Raw genomic sequence first — 17,293 nt, forward strand, 5'->3', positions numbered from 1 at the left:
CGGATGTTTGACAACCGGGGGAATCCATGTAGCCGCGTTAAGTAGTGAGCAACGCCACCACCCTACCTCAAGCCTTGCCACCTTAAACACTAAAGCTAACCCAAACTGAAAATGCCGAGCGTTGGGAATCTGTCTTAAACGCTTTGTTAGGCTACGCTCAGTCCGCGCACTCCGATATACCAAAATAATAGCTTGTAAGTCTTTGGGGCTCATTCCGGCATAAGGTCAATTGACCTTTGGCTTCACTCCCGACAGTTAAAGTATAAGTCTTCGATATGAATGTTTTGCCTTTTCGATCTAAAACATCAAGAGTGATTTCATATTTACCAGCAACTATTTCCACATCAGACCTACCACAACTCATTAAGTCGAAGTTTTCAAGTCTCAATATGTATTGATTACCAGACTTTCCATGACAAAGAATTGGACGAGCATCTTTCCCTTTTCCCCAAGAAGCACTTGAAGCATCACTGGTATCAATGCCAAAGTCGCTGAACTTTAGATTCCAACTCTGCTTGGTTGGTGAAGTTAGAGTAACTTCGAAATCTTTTATTGTCCCTGACTTAGAACCTTCATTAATTACCGTTACTGGTAAATACATTGCGAACCCTCGAGATGGATAGTACATCCAAGCTTTATGGTCAACAAACACATCAATATCTGGCTTGGTATTACTTAATTTAATACCTAGTAAAGTACCAGCAATTGCTCCTGCAATTGAGCCAGTAGCACCAATTCCACCGGTTATCAAAGTCACAGTATTTACATCAATTTCCAAATTAAAAATCCCAATACGTTAATAATTTAGAAAGTTTATCATGAACATAACAACCATAGTGCTTGCTGAATTCTAAATGATGAATAAGTAGCCTAACATTTTAATATCATGCAAGCATGAATCCATCCGCTTAACATATCAAAAAGATATCTCATAACCAACTGAATGCTATGCATTTAATATAAAAGCGGGTCTAAACATTAAGTGTGAAAACGTGCAAGCACACGTCACCGCCTATATAACGCTCGTTATCATTCTTAACCACCCAACGATTCATTTATTAATCAATAACTTAAACACAAACCCTCGTTAGATTCGTGTTCAATCAGAGTTAAAAACCACTCTTTTTTAAGTCATTAATTATTCAACAATCAATAAACTGTCTGTATATACAGTTTTTGTGAGGGGGATATATGGCGAGTCAATTCATGCAGGCAATTTGCGAACATATGACGATGCGGGGCTATAGTCGCAGGACAATCAAAGCCTACTGTTATTGGATTAAGTACTACATTCATTTTCATAGTCTTAAACACCCTGAACAGATGCATGCAACTGAGGTTGTGTCCTTTCTTTCTCATTTAGCTAATCAACAAAAAGTAGCCATCAATACTCAAAAAGTTGCTCTCAATGCTCTAGCCTATCTATACAATCAATTTATTAAGCAACCTCTAGGAGATTTGGGGTTCAGTTACGCGACTCGGTCTCGAAAAATTCCTAGCGTACTCAATCATGCGGAAGCTATCTCGGTGATCAATGAAATAGACCCTAAATATCAACTGTTTTTTCGCTTGTTGTATGGCTCAGGTTTGAGAGTATCGGAATGCCTGAGGCTTCGAGTACAAGATATAGACCTAAAACAAGGGTCTCTCACTGTTCACGATGGGAAAGGAAATAAAGACCGAGTGACAATTTTAAGTTTTTCACTCACTGAAGCTATACAAGACAAAATTTCACAAGTTGCAGATCTGCTCGCTAAAGATAACTTGAATGGGTTTGGGCCATCATTGCCTCACCGATTAGGCAAAAAATACCCGAGTGCCTATCGACGACTTGCTTGGATGTACCTTTTCCCATCAAAATCCGTTACTCAACACCCAGAGTCGGGGATCGTATGCCGACACCACCTACATGATTCGGTGCTCCGAAAAACACTGAAGAAGGCGACTAACTTTAATAAATTGCGCCACAAACGAATTAGTTGTCATACTTTCAGGCACAGTTTTGCTACACAACTTCTAAAGTCAGGCTCCGATATCAGAACGGTTCAAGAGCTACTGGGGCACAATGATGTTAAGACAACTCAGATATACACTCACGTTATTGGGCAACACTTTAGCGGCACGACTAGCCCGCTAGACCACCTATAACGAAACTCCCTCATCGACAGTTGAACCTTGTCTTGATAGCTTCTGTCTAACAAGGTTGTCTGATATGGTGGCGGCAGAACTTCAGCAATTGTTTAGATAGTATTAAATATGAAAACACTAACCATACTTGATGGCGGCATGGGCCGAGAACTCAAAGAAATTGGCGCGCCATTCTCACAGCCTCTTTGGAGCGCTCAAGCACTAATTGAAGCACCCGAATTTGTGAGCCAAGCGCATCAAAACTTTGTCGATGCAGGTGCTGAAATCCTGATCACTAATAGCTACGCCTGTGTGCCTTTTCATTTGGGTGAAGAGCTGTTCGAGCAACGAGGCTTTGAACTAGCCGCACTGTCTGGCGAACTGGCTAAAGCAGTTGCAGACAATGCTACCCACACAGTGAAAGTAGCAGGCGCGATTCCACCGCCATTTGGCAGCTACCGACCAGACTTGTTTAAGGTAGAAGAGGCGGCGCCAATCATCCAAACCCTTTACGATGCTCAAGATCCAAACATCGATCTTTGGATAGCGGAAACCATCTGCAGCCTGCAAGAGTTCGAATCCATTCATGCGGTACTTAAACAGTCCGATAAGCCTTGTTACTACGCATTCAGTTTGGAAGACACCAAGGGCGATTCTGCCAATATTCGTTCTGGCGAGAGCGTAACAGACGCGATCAAACTTGCCTGCCAATCAAACGCGACAGGCATTATGTTTAACTGTTCAGTGCCTGAAGTGATGGATCAAGCCATTATCGATGCGAAGAAAGTGATCGATGAGCTAGGCCGTGATTTAGAAATTGGTGTCTACGCCAACAATTTTGCGCCTATCAGCAACGAACATGAAGCGAATGATATGTTTCAGGAGATGCGTGAGCTGGATGGCCAAGGTTACTTAACTTATGTAAAACGCTGGCACGCATTGGGTGCGAATATTGTCGGTGGCTGTTGTGGCATCGGGCCAAAACACATTCAAGCCCTAGCCGATTGGAAACGCTCCATACAGAGCTGATCCTGAGTTTCAACTAGAATAAAATAAATAGAGAACAGGTTGAGAAATCTGTTCTCTATTTGTATGTGGCGTCTCTGAGTACACTGATACAAAACAACGATTTGGAGCAACTGATGAGCGACACGCAACGAAAAATTAAATGGGGCATCGCAGGGCTAGGCAATATCGCCAATCGATTCGCAACAGCTGTAACAGAGCACTGTCTGCATGGTGAACTTTATGCGGTTGCCGCGAGAGACCATAAACGCGCAGCCACGTTCGCCAACAAGTTTGGTTGCGACAAGGCTTATGGCTCTTATAAAGAAATGGCGCATGACCCAAATGTTGAAGCGGTTTACATCGCTACCGTTCACCCATACCACCAGCCACTCGCCGAGTTGTTTCTAAAGAACAATAAACACGTATTGGTCGAGAAGCCGGCTTTCACCAATCTTGCTGACTGGCTTGAGATGAAAGCCCTCGCGAAACAAAATGGCGTGATGCTGTTAGAAGCGATGAAAACTGTGGTGTTTCCCGCATATCGTGAGCTTCAATCATTCTTGGTCGACAACAACATTCAGGTAGACTCAATCGAAGCCAGCTTTGGCAACCATCACGACTATGAGCCCGATTTGTTCATCTTCAATCCGGTTTTGTCGGGCGGAGCAACGCTCGATGTTGGGGTCTATGGGCTTTGGTTCTTCTACGATTTGTGTCGAACACTGGGTGTGACCCCTTCAAAACCCCAGGTAGAGATGTCATGTCTGTATGAGGGAGCGAATGTTGATACCGATGCGTGCTTTACATTCTCTGGTGATATGAGCGGTAAGATATCGGCATCAACAGTGCAGAACCTTCCCCGATCAGCACACTTGAGAGGACCCGATACCAAGATCACCATTTACGAAAAATGGTGGAATCCGGCCTTTATTGAGATTGAACATCAAGGGCAGAAGTCGACCATCAACAACCGAGTGACGGGGAACGGGTTCGAATTTGAAATCGACCATTTTTCAGATTTGGTGCTTCAAGGCAAAACTGAGTCGGATATCCTAAGCTCAGAGATAACCTCTCAAGTTCTCGATACGATGGAAAAAGCACTCATTGACTCTGGCTATAAACATTTAACTCAACCTCGTCGTTAGGAAAAGCAAATTGGGCAACCTTAAGCGCAAGCTTGAACTGTATGAAAAGATATTTCAGGCTTTTGGGCCTGGAGTATCACGCTGCCAAGTCAGCCAATTAGCTGCCTTGCTGCACGTGAGTGAACGTCATGTTCAAACCTTACTCAAAGCGATGACAACGCAAGGTTGGATTGAGTGGCAAGCCAGCTCAGGCCGCAGCAAGAAGGCACAACTCACGTGTCTGGTTGAGCCCATTGAGGCGTGTTACCAATATGCACAAACCCAAGCTGACGCAGGCAACATCGAACAGGTGTTTAGCACCTTGGCCTTCAATGGCCGCAATGCTGGCGCTGAGTTACAAGCCTTTCTAAGCAATACCAATCCATCGGCGCAGAATATCGCGTATATCCCATTTCACCGAGAACTCGAAGCGCTTCACCCTCAACGAGTACTTAGACGCACCGAACGTTTCTTAGTGATGCAAACTTGCCAACGCCTAACCTCCGTTAAGCACGGCAAACTCAGCGGCGATCTGGCTTATCATTGGCAACCTAATGAAGATGCGACACAGTGGCACTTTCAAATTCGCAATGGCGTTCAGTTCCATAACGGCAGAACACTCGAACCTCAAGACATAGCGCGCAACCTTAACTCGCTAGTTCAAAGCAAAATATGGCGTCGCTGTTATCAGCATATTGATGAGGTCTCTGTCTCGGCAGGTAATGTGGTTGTCGTGAAATTGAATCAACCTGATTGGCACTTACCACGCCTACTTGCCAGAGCTGAAGCCTCCGTATTTGATCACTCATCATCGAATGATAGGCTGATTGGATCTGGTGCGTTCTCGTTAGACATTTTCTCGAGCAAGATGTTGAGATTAAGCCGCAATAACGCGTATTCACACAGCACACCCATTCTCAATCGAGTCGAGTTGTGGGTCTATCCGGAATGGGCACAGAGCAAAGCTTGCGCTCAAAATCAGGTGTGCGTGAAACTGCCCGAGAAAACGATCACCGTGTGTGGCGATGACCATTCTTCTCAACCGGATTTCGGCTCAACGTTTTTCAAAATTCAGAACCCAACATTGTCGAAAATCGTTCGTGAATTCACTGTTGAAGACACCTCTGAATGCCAAACTCTTTTCGAGCAATTGTCAGTATCCGGCGACAGCAAAACCAGCGTGGAATATGGACACTACCTAACTAACTACCTAACTACCAAAGACGTCGCGCTATGCAGCATTATTGATGAGAACGACACCTTCACTTCGTGGTTAAGCTTTTTCATTCGCTTTCCGTTTGAGGATTTAGCTCTGCCTGCTGAGATGCTAGAGACAATCGAACAAGGCTTAGCCTCAATAAGAAACCAGCCAAACTTTGAATTAGCAGCGAACGCACTGTTGAAGCTTCGGGATTGGTTGAATGACTCTGAGGTTGTGGTTGAGCTCAAGCAAGAGGCGTTCAATTTACAAGTTTCTGAAAAGATACACGCCGCGCAAGTAAATGGATTCGGTTGGTGCGAACTCGACCAATTGTGGATTAGCCACTTCTGAGTAAGACCTGAAAGAAATCATTGGGCACAAAGACTTATCTTTAACATTCAGCTGCCAATAGCGTCATTAAGTAATATAGACATGAGGCTAGGCTAAATTAGTCTCAACCAAGGTAAGCTTGAGAACAGTAAAAACAAAATAAGCTCAAGCTAAATAGACCCAGTGAGAAGGTAAATCATGACTCGACACCTAAAAGGCTCAATACTGTTTCTTTGCGCATTTTCGTTTAACAGTGTCGCTGCTAGCACTCAATGCGACGCGCTAACGGGCTGTGAGAAGAAGTTCTGTGAGATCGAATATCAGATAAAGAAAGCGGAGCAGTACGACAATCAGTACAAAGTGGAGCGATTAACCACAGCGTTGAAAGCGGCGAAAGAGAACTGCACCAATGAAGGTTTGAAGGATGATCTGCGTGAGAAGATTGAATCAAATGAGCAAGATTTGACTGAGTACCAAGCCGACCTAGAAGAAGCCAAAAGAGATGACAGAGCGGATAAGATTCGAAAGTATGAAGGTAAGATCGAAAAAGAACTGCGTAAAATCGATAAATTGAAGCAAGAACTGACTGAGATCCCTTAATCGAAGCTAGATACAGAAATGGTCTTACTGCTTAGTAAGACCATTTAGAAAATACCGCTTTTTGACGACCTCAAGAATCAACCTAGCCAACGCCATGCCGTTATTATCCCACCAGCGCCAATTCGGACTCTTTATAGATACGGTTAGCCACTTTGAAAGCCGCAGGTGACATCAGTGTCTCTTTGCATCTGCGCTTAAACTGCTCGACTTCAATCGTTTGTTCTTCTAGTAAATAGTACAGCTCACTCAGGTAGTTAGCTTCAAACACAGCTTGACCAAGTGGCGTGCATTCATATCGGCTCGACTCTTGATAACCAATCACCGTCAGCACAGATTCTGGCAACTCCCAGAACTTAGCAATGGTGTAAGTCAGGCGAATAGAGTAGCTGTTCATTAAACGCTTCAATGCTAATGAGTTAGGTGGAACAGAAGGATCAACATGCTTGAAGGCTTCGACCATCATTTGGAAAATGATCATCTTGCCTAAGTTGCGAATCAACCCAACAAAGTACGCCGCCGCTTGATCTTCTTGGGATGAAGAGTCTTTCATCAACTCCTTAGAAAAAGACGCGGTTTGAACGCTGTGATTCCAAGTTTTCTCACCGAAATGACGCCAGTAAATATTGTTGCCCGGCGTGAAGTTCTTCATGTAGCTATTCACAACCCCTTCAACAAGTCCTTGAGAACCCATATTTAGGAATGCTGTTTTTAGGTCGGTTACCTGTTTTTCACTGCGTTTGTAGAAAGCACTGTTAGCCAGTTTAATTACATCGGCAGCCATACTCGGCTCTCGCTCAATCACTTTTAGCAATGTATCTACATCAAATTCGTCACTCTGTAATTCTGCCATTAATGTGGTCACAGAGGCTGGCATCACTGGTAATTCATTGAGCAAGGCTTTTGGAGAGCGAATCAAACGTTCGATCTGACAAGCGACAAAATCGCTAAATGGATCTGACTCCGTTCGAAGGCGAGACTCTCCAAACAAATAATCAAGGAACTCACCATCGTGAAGGCTAAGCGTCTTACCGACGATTAATGATGATGGTTGAGCTGACGAAGGCGGAACAAAAATTGAAGACTGAACAGAATCAGTAGCAACGGTTTGTTGTTGCTCTTTTTGGACAGGCTCTGCAGAGGGTTTGTTTTTTGAATCAACAAAAGGTGAGAATAATGCCTGCAATACCCTTTTAAACATCAATACGGCTCCTAGATGAATACAACATAGATAGGGATATATAACGGCGGTGATTATCGCACAGACAACTCATAAACCATATAGTGACAAATGAATCATTAACTTTTCAACTGTATAGGATCTGTTACTTAACAACCTGCGAGACTAAGCCTCCTGTATTCGCCAGAAACAAAAAAGCGAGCACATAACACTGGCTCGCTCTTACATAGGTTTGAATTGTGAAGCCGGCTAAAACTAGCACTTAGCCACTTCCAACACGATCTTACCAACGTGCTTTTTCTTCAAGAATTCATCTTGTGCCGTATGGATGTCGGCCAATGGGAAAGACTCCGCGACAATCGCACCGATCTCCTGTTTCTCGATGCGGTTAACCAAGTTTTGGAATACTTGTGGCTCTAAAACCGTGCAGCCAAAAAAGCTAAGGTCTTTCAGGTACAGAGTACGAACATCAAGCTCAACCATCGCACCACCAATCGCACCAGATACGGCATAACGACCATGCGGTTTTAGGACTTCAAGAAATTCAGGCCACTTTTCACCAGCCACTAAATCGATAACCACATTCACACTGCTTTCGCCTAGCGCTTTAACCAAATCAGCATCACGGGCAATCACTTCATCAGCGCCAAGTTCAAGTAGCTGTTGGTTCTTGCTTGGGCTAGTGATGGCAATAACATACGCGCCACGAGCTTTTGCTAGTTGAATAGCCGCAGAGCCCACACCGCCCGATGCACCAGAGATAAGCACGCGATCACCTTCAGCCACATTGGCACGCGTCAGCATGTTTTCTGCGGTCGAGTAAGAGCATGGGAAAGACGCTAGCTCTACATCCGACATAGTGCTGTTCACCGCGTAAGCATGTTTTGCTGCTACTTTGGTGTATTCAGAAAAACCGCCATCGCACTCAGATCCGAAATACCATGGTTGTGGCAGATCTCGTCCGTACACTTCCGTCAAACAAGGTTCGATAAGAACACGCTCACCAATACGTTCAGCCGAGACTTCATTACCAACGGCCACGATGAAACCGCATACGTCAGCACCTTGGATACGAGGGAACTTCAACGCTTCACCCGACCAACTTGCGTCGTCTGAATCGTCACTTTTTGAGTACCAACCGATTCGCGTGTTGATATCCGTATTGTTCACGCCCGCAGCCATCACTTTGATCAGTACTTCATTAGGTTCAATTTGAGGAACAGCGATATCTTGACGATAACCAAGCATTTCTGCTCCGCCGTGACCCAACATCTCTACGCCTTTCATTGTTTTTGGTAATTCGAATTTCATCATGTTTCCTTGAGTAATTTTGTCACCATATTCTGTGCTGATGTCACGGCTTCTTCGCCTAATACTGGCCACGCGCTTGATACACCTTCATGAAGTAAAAAGAACGGTGTCGCGAGATCCTCTCGCAGGCTCTGCTTACCTATCAGAAAACGTACTTGTTCTTTGTGCTTTGTAACCGCTTGGCTGATAAGCGCATTATCAGGAAACGCGGCCATAGCATTCATCGACATACACCCATGCGGCGCATACTCTTCTAACCATTGTTGGAGCTTGTTGAAAATATGAGTGACAGATTCCAATCCAGCCTCTGGCGACTCCTCCAATAAGAAATCGAGATAACGTTGGTGTCGGTATTCCAATGCACCAACAATCATCGCTTCTTTTGAAGGGAAGTGTTTATACAGGGTTCTTAGGCTTACACCGCTCGCGGTTTTCAGCTGTGCAACGCTCGGCTCAGCAAAACCTTGTTGGCTGAACGCCACTTCAAGGCTTGCTGCAATCTGTTCTCTCAACATAGTGCTCTCTTAATACCGAATACCAATCGTAGTAAATAACTGTGATTGGCATAACAATGGGTAGAATGATTGTTCTACCTATAGAGTAGAACGATCACTCTACCCCTGTCAATATCCAAATTTACAAACCAAGAAATGATAAATTCCACGCCAAACAGGGCACGGAATTTATCAATACAGATGAAAGACTTAGCGTTTAAGAGAGAGTCGACTGCGTATCGTCACCAACACAGATAACGCGCCGCAAAGTACCAACATCATACCTAGGTCTTGAATCATTCCCGCTAAAGCGAGCCCTGAACCGATCAATGTGTAATACATCAAACCAAACAGTGCGCCTGCACTTCCTGCTTGAGATTGGTAACGCACCAAGGCTCGACTCAATACATTAGGAATCGCAATACCAAACGCCATAACCACCAACATCATCGGAAGCAAGAACCAGATCGTGTGCTGTGAAAAATACACACTCACTGCGCCTACCGTTTGAAGCCCTGCCGCCAGACCAATCAAAGAGATAGATGAAACTTGTCGCTTCAATAGCGCCTTATTAACCAAGCTTCCCAACAAGGTTCCGAACCCAAGCACGACACCGCTATAACCAAACTGCTCGATGCTAAACCCAAGCTGTAAGAAGGTGAATGAACCCAGTTGATAATACGAAAACAGCGCAATATTGAACGATGCGACAAGCAGTGCCGATACCCAAATACCCCCGTCTTTAATCATGTGAATACTGAGCGATTTTAACTGCAACGGTTGCTTAGATTGTTGTGTTTCAGGCAGCGACCATAAGCTATGTACCAGTAACGCTAATACCATAATAAATAAGGCAATAAATACATATTGATGCCCGCCCGCTTGGCTTAATTGACCGCCAAGAAGCAGCCCGATGATTGGGCTAATCGACAGCCCCATGCCCATGTAACCAAACACCTTGACCAGTTCAGCGCCGCTAAAGGCATCTCGCAACATGGTTTGTGTCACAACCGAGCCCACCGCAAGCCCGAAAGCGCCCATGGCTCTGGCTATCATCAACCAAACAAAGCTATTGGTTTGCATTGCGATCAACGCAGAACACGCGAATAACCCCATCCCCAATAACATGGTTGGCCGGCGTCCCCATTTGTCTGCCAATATCCCCCATACCACCACACCGAGCGCAAACGCTGAGAAGTAGATCGAGAGGGTTTGCGCAGCTTGTGTGTAACTAACATCAAAGGATTTCGATATTGAATCCAGAGTCGGGCTATAGATGGTTTCTGCGATTTGAGGGAACATCAACAGCAGCACCATTTGCCATAAAGAAGGTTTTGTTTTCATCATTTTTCCAAGACCAGTGAACTTGACGGGAAGTCTAGAGGAAACTAACCTTGGCTCGTTAACAACATTAAAACCAAAAACAACAAGATTGGGACAAATGGCATTAATTAGTGAGACGATCGAGTTTGATGCAGACAGTTTACCCGCTCCTGTAATTGGCATTGCCGCAGAGCTAGGCAAACATGACTCGGGTATACATCACCACGTTAAGGGGCAACTTCTGTATGCTCCGCAAGGCTGCATCACCTTGACCTTAGAAAACGCCCTTTGCATTTTACCGCCGACTAAAGCCGTGTGGATCCCGCCCTATACCAAGCATCGAGCACAGATGACCAATGTGGTTGCCTATCGCTCGCTCTATTTCGATAGCAGTATTTACACCTGCCCGGAGGCTATTGAGATTGTGGAAGTGAACGAGCTTTTGAAGGCGCTGATCAATAAGATGGCTTTTTGGGATTGGAACATTGCATCGGAGCAAACCACCAATACCGCCAACCTATTCTGGGAAGAGTTTTACAGCGCCAATCAGTATTCGTTCATCTTGCCGCTACCGACAGATCGCCGCTTTAAAAGCTTTTGTAAGCAAGTCCGAACCGCCTCTTTTCTCGCACCCGCCTTATCGACGTTGGCTGAATCAGTTGGCGCAAGCACCAAAACAATTACTCGATTATTCAAAGCCGAAACAGGCATGACCTATCAAGAGTGGCGACAGCAATGGCGCTTGTTTAAAGCGATTGAACTGCTTTCAGAAAACCGACAAGTCGGTGATGTGGCACACCAGTTAGAGTTCTCGTCCAACAGCGCGTTTATTGCTTTTTTCAAACAGCAGACCGGACAAACTCCGTTGACGTTTACCAAGTTAGGACGTGATTGTAGTAATCCAAACTCTTAGGTTTTACTGAGCTCAGATACAAAAAAACCAGAACATGTGTTCTGGTTTTTAAAATTTATCAAATCAACTAATCAATCAACACCAACGAATCAAGGATCCCTTTTCCACTGTGTATTCCACCTTCGTTTTCGCTGGCTGGTTTACTGCGGATTAAGTAGCCCGCGTAGCCGTCCAGTTCAGTAACTGGCTTACCTTGATAGTAAGCGGTGAACAAACCCACTTCGCTGACTAAGTCTGTCACGAGCGTTTGTTGAGTGTCTCGCACTGCAATAGTTGGCACTTCTCGCTCATGTGGATACAAACGCTGCATCAGTGCCCATGCGTCATACTCATCGGGCTTAAGCTGTCTCAGTTGTTCGCTGATATCGTCACCGAATACACAATGACCACCGCCCTCTCCTTGGTTTTTCAGCACCCACTCTTGTTTATCAGCTTGTGTGTTAAACCATTCAATCGACTCGCTGGTGATTGGCTTCATATCGGCCAATACACTTTTCACCAGTTCTGCTTCTTCTAGCGTTAAACCCCAGCGTGCGTATTCTGATGCAGGCATCATGGTCAGCAGCATTTGCATGGTTTTACTGGTTGCTAGTTGTTGGCTGAAGGTGGCATTCACAGCGACATGGTGTTGTTCGATGAACAAACGGGTCTGACTTAGCGTGTGGCAACAAACCGATTCATTTAGCTCTGGAGCCCAGTAATCTGAATACTGATAACCCGCTCTTAGATACACAACATCAACAGCGCCAACATCTTGCAATAACAGACGTTGGTTATCGCCCGTTGAAAGCTGACAGCTTAGTTGTTCAAAGGTACGTCGAACCGTGCGAATACCCTGCTTCTGCAGTTCCACTTCTAGTAAGTGTTGGTCATACACATTGTCTTCATTCTTCTGCACCACCATCAAAAATGTTGGTTTTTCAGGAGCATTTTTGTCTGAACAATTGAAGTCCGCTCTCACCTTTCTCGCAGAAGTCGCGATACCGTCAGCCAACTGCGTTAAACCTTGGTTTTCAGCCGTTGTTGCAGATGGGTCTTCTAACCAATCGTTATAGACGTTTGGCCATTGGTTTTGCATGAATGAGTGGAATTCTGTTGCGCGCTGACCAAACGGAGCCATTCCTGCAGCAATGCCATTAAACTCAATCACTTTGGCACCGTGTTGGCGATCGTCCATGAAATCTGTTCGCATGAGTAACAATGGTTGGCGAGCCGGGTTCAAACGCTTATCTTCACTGCCGTGAGCTTGTTGATGCAACTCCATCAAGCGACCAAAGAACGGATCGGCTTGAGCCATATCGCTCAATGATGACTGTAAAAAATCATGATCTTCCGATACGTTGCTGATCAGCTTAGTTATAAGCGGAGTGACTAGGCGCAAGTGCTCATAAACCTCACGCTCCATTGTCATTGGCGCAATACTGAAAGGACAATGCCTAGCGGTATTGTCTGACTGGCGGAACGCAACGCCGTGCATGATCGCCCATTCACATGCATCTTCAATAATCTGTTGTGATAACGGTGGAATTGTCATATCTCATCTTACAAATAAAAATAGCACCCAGAATAAGACGAAGCTTAATCCCAAAAGACGAAATAAAGTGACATTTTTTCTCAAATATTTACGTTTATTCTATCTTTCAATGGCTTATATAGCTGAAACATCTCAACTATCGAGTCTGTTCGATGATCAAATCACGTAACCATTTGTGGCTCGGCTCTGAGTCGAAATATTTATGCCACAGTAAGAACAAGCCTCCTGGCACCAAATCGACCGGAACGGGCTTCATCACCAACTCGCCGCTATCAATGTAATCGCGTACCGAGTTGTATGGGTAACACATTAACAAATCGCTCTGCTTACACAATTTAATGGCACTGGTGATGTCAGACACGTTAGCGGCTTTGTTGATCTCTAGCTGCTTAGAGTTCAGCACCTCCATCAATAGCCAGTCGCCTGCTCCGCCCGTCACCAACTGTATGTGTCGATATTTTAGAAAGGTGTCGAGGTTCCACTCTTCTTGCAACGCAGGGTGGTCATTACGCATCAAACACACGGAATAATCCAAACATAGCTCAACGTAATCCAACTCATCAGGGATACATTGCACGTGGGTAGAAGCACGTTCATCCAACTCGAAAATACCGATACCAAAATCAACTTCACGCTTTAATAAACGTTTAAAGCTGTCGCTACTCCACGTTGAACTGTTGATGGTAATGTGAGGCGCATCAGCAAGCGCTGTCGGCATAAAATGCGGATAAATCGCCGTGTAGGCAGTTTCGACAAGGTCTATAGTGAAGGTACGCTCACTGTCTTTAGGATCGAAAACCTCGGGAACGGTAAGCTTTTCGATCTGCAGCAAGATTTGGTGAATCTTAGGCGCTAATGCCAGTGCTTTAGGGGTTGGGAATAGCCCTTTGGATTCGCGCTCAAACAGCGGATCATCAAACAAAGCTCTGAGTTTGGTGAGCTGTTTACTTACCGCAGATTGACTCAAAAAGAGTCGTTCTGCCGTTTTACTCACGCTTCGTTCTTCAATCAGAACGTGTAAGCAAAGCAGCAAATTCATATCGCATTTAAGTAAGCTTTTAACATCTACCATGATATTCCCTAAATTCAGGTTAATGATGATTAATTGTCACTTTAAATCATATCATGGTCTTGGTAAATTTAGCGCATGTGAGTTAACACGCTCAAAGAATAATAGAATTAAGGAATACTCATGGATTTTCTAGCACTACCAAAGATTGATTTACACTGCCACCTAGACGGAAGTGTTCGTCCAGATACGATTATTGACCTGGCAAAACAGTACAATATCAAACTGCCTGAAGATCGCGATGCGGTTGTTCAATCTCTAACGGTGCCAGAAGATTGCAAAAACCTAGATGAGTACCTAGCTTGTTTCAGCCTACCACTGCAAGTTATGCAGACTGAAGAAGCAATTGAACGTATCTCTTTTGAGCTTTACGAAGACGCTGCACTAGAAAACGTTAAGTACCTAGAAGTTCGCTTTGCACCAATCCTGCACGTAAACAAAGGTCTGTCTCTTGATACGATCATTGCAAGCGCAGTAAAAGGCATGAAGCGTGCTGAAGAGAAATACGACATCAAGGGCAACTACATCATGTCTGTACTGCGTATGTTCCCTAAAGACTCTATCAAAGACGTGATCGACGCGGGTAAACCTTATCTTGGTAAAGGTGTTGTTGCGTTTGATATCGCAGGCGGTGAAAAGCCAGGTTTCTGTGCTGAATTCCCTGAATACACGCAATACGCGATCGAACAAGGCTACCGTGTGACGGTTCACGCTGGTGAGCAATGGCATGGTCAAAACGTTTACGATGCAGTCACTATGCTAGACGCTGAGCGTATTGGTCACGGTGTTCACATCCAAGGCAACGAAGATGCGTACAACATCGTTAAAGAAAAGCAGGTTGCACTTGAGACTTGCCCAACAAGTAACGTTCAAACTAAATGTATTCACCAATTCAGCGACCACCCAATTGCTGAATTCAAGAAAGACGGCATCGTTGTAACGATCAACACAGACAACCGCACTGTGTCGAACACAACCATGACCAACGAAGTGAAGCGTGTTTGTGAAACATTCGGCCTAACAAAAGAAGATTACGCTGAAATCTACAAGTACTCTGTAGAGAGCGCTTTTGCTTCAGATGAAGTGAAAAAGCACCTAATGGGTTTCGTTGAGCAAATCTAATTTGGCAAAGCGCGCCTTTTGCTGAATAGCTAGGCTCGCTAGCATTAGTGCTTAAAGCAAAAATAGGAAGAGAAAGGCTGAGGCTTTTCTCTTTTTTTATGTCTGTATATCAGTATGCTAATACCGATATTGATTCGGAAGAAATAAACAATGAAAACAGAACTCGAAAAAATGCTGTCTGGCGAAGTTTTTGACGGTGCCGATCATGAGATTGACCAAATGCGCACTCATGCCAGTAAAGCTCTGTCAGATTTCAATCAATGTTCTAACGACACTCAACAGCCGAGCCTTCAAGCAAATCTATTTGGCAAAATCGGAAGTAGTGTTGTGCGTCCTCCTTTCCATTGTGAGTTTGGTAAAACCATCGAGATTGGCAACGATACCTTTATTAACATGAACGTGGTGATGCTTGATGGCGCGAACATCAAGATTGGTAACAATGTTTTGGTGGGGCCAAGCGTTCAATTTTACACCGCCTCTCACTCTCTAGACCATCTAAGTCGTCGTAAATGGGAAACCTTCTGCTTTCCAATTATCGTTGAAGACGATGTATGGATTGGCGGAAACTCAGTCATCAACCAAGATGTGACTATTGGTGCTCGCTCTGTTATCGCGGCTAACTCTGTAGTCAACAGCGACGTACCGCCAGACTGTCTATACGGTGGCACACCAGCTAAGTTGATTCGATACTTGAGTACTGATCAGCCAAGTGACGATAGCGAATAAGTGCGAATCAACAACCCAGAAATGAATAACAAAAGAGGTGATGTTTTTAATTAAACATCACCTCTTTTTTGATTAGTTTACCTTGTCTCTTCTATCGAATGGGCTTCGTTCCATGGCTTTTTCATACTCACTTTTCGGGCCACTCAAATACGTAGTTTTGACGAATTTTTCCCAATCATAAAACAGCGATTCTATTGGCTGATCGGTAAGCTGTGAGGGATCCCCATTGCTCTTAATGAGATCAACAAACGCCTCTTCTCCCCATGAACGTTCAATAAACTCACCGACCGTATAGCCAAGCTCATAAACCGCCGGGGTGCTATTCGGCTTGTTGTATAAGTCCTGAGCCAGACCATCAAAACGGCGACTGATGGCGTGTCTGTTATTCATGTGAAACCAATAATCTTCAGATTTATAGATAGCGATGGCTTCCCACAGCCACCGTGGATTGTTTGCAAAATTCGGATTCACTTGCAGAGTCAGCAAATGTACAAACTCATGTAGAGCGGTTTTATGAATTTCACCACCAAAATAGAGCAACCTAATCTCATTACTGTTAGGTTCAATATACCCAGAAGAGAACGCATATCGATACCCGATGCTTCTTTCTTGCTCGTCTAAATAAGCCTTTTGGTTTCGCCACACCCTAACGGTGACTGGCGACATAGAATCAAGCTCGAACGTTTTCATTAAGGGAGTGCGGTTACTCAATAAGGTATTATGGATGCTTGGAATAACGGAGGGCGACGTTCCATCGTAAAGAACATACTTGAACTGTCCTTTGTCTGATTCGTAGCAATCATCACATGCTTGATCACCACGAATCTGAAGCGCGACAGCCACCACTAATACCAGTATCGATATTGATAAAATAAAGAACGTAACGATTGACTTAGATGGGTATCTTTTCATTTTCTATATCCTCAAACGAAGACATGATTCGAATGAGTGTCACTGTTTCAAATTGACACCCAGAGCTTTTAAGCTATTTTCACACTGCACTGCATCGATAAACTGAATACCAGCTATACCTACAGCCTTAGCCCCTTCAACGTTATAGGGCATATCATCAATGAAGACGGTTTCTGAAGCTTCAAGACCATTATTAGACAACAGAGCTTGGTAAATCTCAGGCTGCGGTTTAGGCATGCCCAATTCAGCGGATACCGCCGCACCATCAATGTATGGTCCGCCCCGTTATTGCAACTACAATTGAGTAATAACGGAGTTGGTT

At 44.5% G+C, this 17,293-nt stretch carries 16 protein-coding genes and 1 pseudogene; 8 read left to right on the forward strand and 9 right to left on the reverse strand.

Annotated elements, in window-relative coordinates:
* Positions 1 to 157: 157 nt before the first annotated feature.
* Positions 158 to 778, reverse strand: a complete 621-nt coding sequence (locus OQJ75_RS21810; protein WP_265974839.1) for a hypothetical protein — start codon at positions 776 to 778, stop codon at positions 158 to 160.
* 413 nt (positions 779 to 1,191) lie between these two features.
* Here OQJ75_RS21810 and OQJ75_RS21815 point away from each other — a divergent pair, with 413 nt between their 5' ends.
* The 5 genes from OQJ75_RS21815 (at position 1,192) to OQJ75_RS21835 (ending at position 6,390) form a co-directional block, all read left to right on the forward strand.
* Positions 1,192 to 2,148 (forward strand): integron integrase, encoded by a 957-nt coding sequence (locus OQJ75_RS21815; protein ID WP_265974840.1) that lies wholly within the window; start codon positions 1,192 to 1,194, stop codon positions 2,146 to 2,148.
* A gap of 108 nt (positions 2,149 to 2,256) precedes the next feature.
* On the forward strand, positions 2,257 to 3,156 hold the full coding sequence (locus OQJ75_RS21820) for a homocysteine S-methyltransferase family protein (protein ID WP_265974841.1): 900 nt from the start codon (positions 2,257 to 2,259) through the stop codon (positions 3,154 to 3,156).
* Positions 3,157 to 3,269: 113 nt separating this feature from the next.
* Complete coding sequence (locus tag OQJ75_RS21825) at positions 3,270 to 4,280, forward strand: Gfo/Idh/MocA family protein (protein WP_265974842.1); 1,011 nt, start codon at positions 3,270 to 3,272, stop codon at positions 4,278 to 4,280.
* Between the two features lie 10 nt (positions 4,281 to 4,290).
* Positions 4,291 to 5,811: an SgrR family transcriptional regulator gene (locus OQJ75_RS21830; RefSeq protein ID WP_265974843.1), complete on the forward strand. Its 1,521-nt coding sequence runs from the start codon at positions 4,291 to 4,293 to the stop codon at positions 5,809 to 5,811.
* A gap of 177 nt (positions 5,812 to 5,988) precedes the next feature.
* Positions 5,989 to 6,390, forward strand: coding sequence for a DUF1090 domain-containing protein (locus OQJ75_RS21835; protein ID WP_265974844.1), 402 nt, complete (start codon positions 5,989 to 5,991; stop codon positions 6,388 to 6,390).
* A 103-nt stretch (positions 6,391 to 6,493) separates the two neighbouring features.
* Here the strand turns inward: OQJ75_RS21835 and OQJ75_RS21840 are convergent, their stop codons facing one another.
* The 4 genes from OQJ75_RS21840 to OQJ75_RS21855 all read right to left on the reverse strand — a co-directional run bounded on the left by OQJ75_RS21840 (position 6,494) and on the right by OQJ75_RS21855 (position 10,716).
* Complete coding sequence (locus OQJ75_RS21840) at positions 6,494 to 7,588, reverse strand: HDOD domain-containing protein (protein ID WP_265974846.1); 1,095 nt, start codon at positions 7,586 to 7,588, stop codon at positions 6,494 to 6,496.
* A gap of 234 nt (positions 7,589 to 7,822) precedes the next feature.
* Positions 7,823 to 8,878, reverse strand: a complete 1,056-nt coding sequence (locus tag OQJ75_RS21845) for an alcohol dehydrogenase family protein (RefSeq protein ID WP_265974847.1) — start codon at positions 8,876 to 8,878, stop codon at positions 7,823 to 7,825.
* Complete coding sequence (locus tag OQJ75_RS21850) at positions 8,878 to 9,393, reverse strand: TetR/AcrR family transcriptional regulator (protein WP_265974849.1); 516 nt, start codon at positions 9,391 to 9,393, stop codon at positions 8,878 to 8,880. Before OQJ75_RS21850 ends, OQJ75_RS21845 begins: the two co-directional genes overlap by 1 nt.
* Positions 9,394 to 9,582: 189 nt before the next feature.
* Positions 9,583 to 10,716, reverse strand: a complete 1,134-nt coding sequence (locus OQJ75_RS21855) for a multidrug effflux MFS transporter (RefSeq protein ID WP_265974850.1) — start codon at positions 10,714 to 10,716, stop codon at positions 9,583 to 9,585.
* 97 nt (positions 10,717 to 10,813) lie between these two features.
* Between OQJ75_RS21855 and OQJ75_RS21860 the strand changes: the two genes are divergently transcribed.
* Entirely contained in the window at positions 10,814 to 11,608 is a 795-nt protein-coding gene (locus OQJ75_RS21860) for an AraC family transcriptional regulator (protein WP_265974851.1), read from the forward strand.
* A 67-nt stretch (positions 11,609 to 11,675) separates the two neighbouring features.
* Here OQJ75_RS21860 and OQJ75_RS21865 read toward each other — a convergent pair whose 3' ends face one another.
* Both OQJ75_RS21865 and OQJ75_RS21870 read right to left on the reverse strand, forming a co-directional pair.
* Positions 11,676 to 13,142: a glutathione synthase gene (locus tag OQJ75_RS21865; RefSeq protein WP_265974853.1), complete on the reverse strand. Its 1,467-nt coding sequence runs from the start codon at positions 13,140 to 13,142 to the stop codon at positions 11,676 to 11,678.
* Positions 13,143 to 13,278: 136 nt separating this feature from the next.
* A complete protein-coding gene (locus tag OQJ75_RS21870) occupies positions 13,279 to 14,214 on the reverse strand; it encodes a LysR substrate-binding domain-containing protein (protein ID WP_017098499.1) in 936 nt (311 codons plus the stop codon).
* 120 nt (positions 14,215 to 14,334) lie between these two features.
* On the opposite strand from OQJ75_RS21870, the gene add reads away from it, so the two are divergent.
* Together add and OQJ75_RS21880 are read left to right on the forward strand one after the other, a co-directional pair.
* The gene (gene add / locus OQJ75_RS21875; RefSeq protein ID WP_265974854.1) at positions 14,335 to 15,333 is read left to right on the forward strand and encodes an adenosine deaminase; all 999 of its coding nucleotides are present in this window, start codon (positions 14,335 to 14,337) and stop codon (positions 15,331 to 15,333) included.
* A gap of 150 nt (positions 15,334 to 15,483) precedes the next feature.
* Positions 15,484 to 16,059 carry a sugar O-acetyltransferase gene (locus OQJ75_RS21880; RefSeq protein WP_265974855.1) on the forward strand — a complete coding sequence of 192 codons (576 nt, stop codon included), beginning with the start codon at positions 15,484 to 15,486 and terminating at the stop codon, positions 16,057 to 16,059.
* A gap of 72 nt (positions 16,060 to 16,131) precedes the next feature.
* On the opposite strand, the gene OQJ75_RS21885 is transcribed toward OQJ75_RS21880, so the two are convergent.
* Positions 16,132 to 16,971 (reverse strand): hypothetical protein, encoded by an 840-nt coding sequence (locus OQJ75_RS21885; RefSeq protein ID WP_265974856.1) that lies wholly within the window; start codon positions 16,969 to 16,971, stop codon positions 16,132 to 16,134.
* Positions 16,972 to 17,010: 39 nt separating this feature from the next.
* Positions 17,011 to 17,247, reverse strand: a pseudogene (locus tag OQJ75_RS21890) (HAD-IA family hydrolase); the annotation flags it as partial.
* Positions 17,248 to 17,293 lie beyond the last annotated feature (46 nt).

Source organism: Vibrio sp. 14G-20, assembly GCF_026241515.1.
In the GTDB taxonomy this organism is placed as follows: Bacteria; Pseudomonadota; Gammaproteobacteria; order Enterobacterales; family Vibrionaceae; genus Vibrio.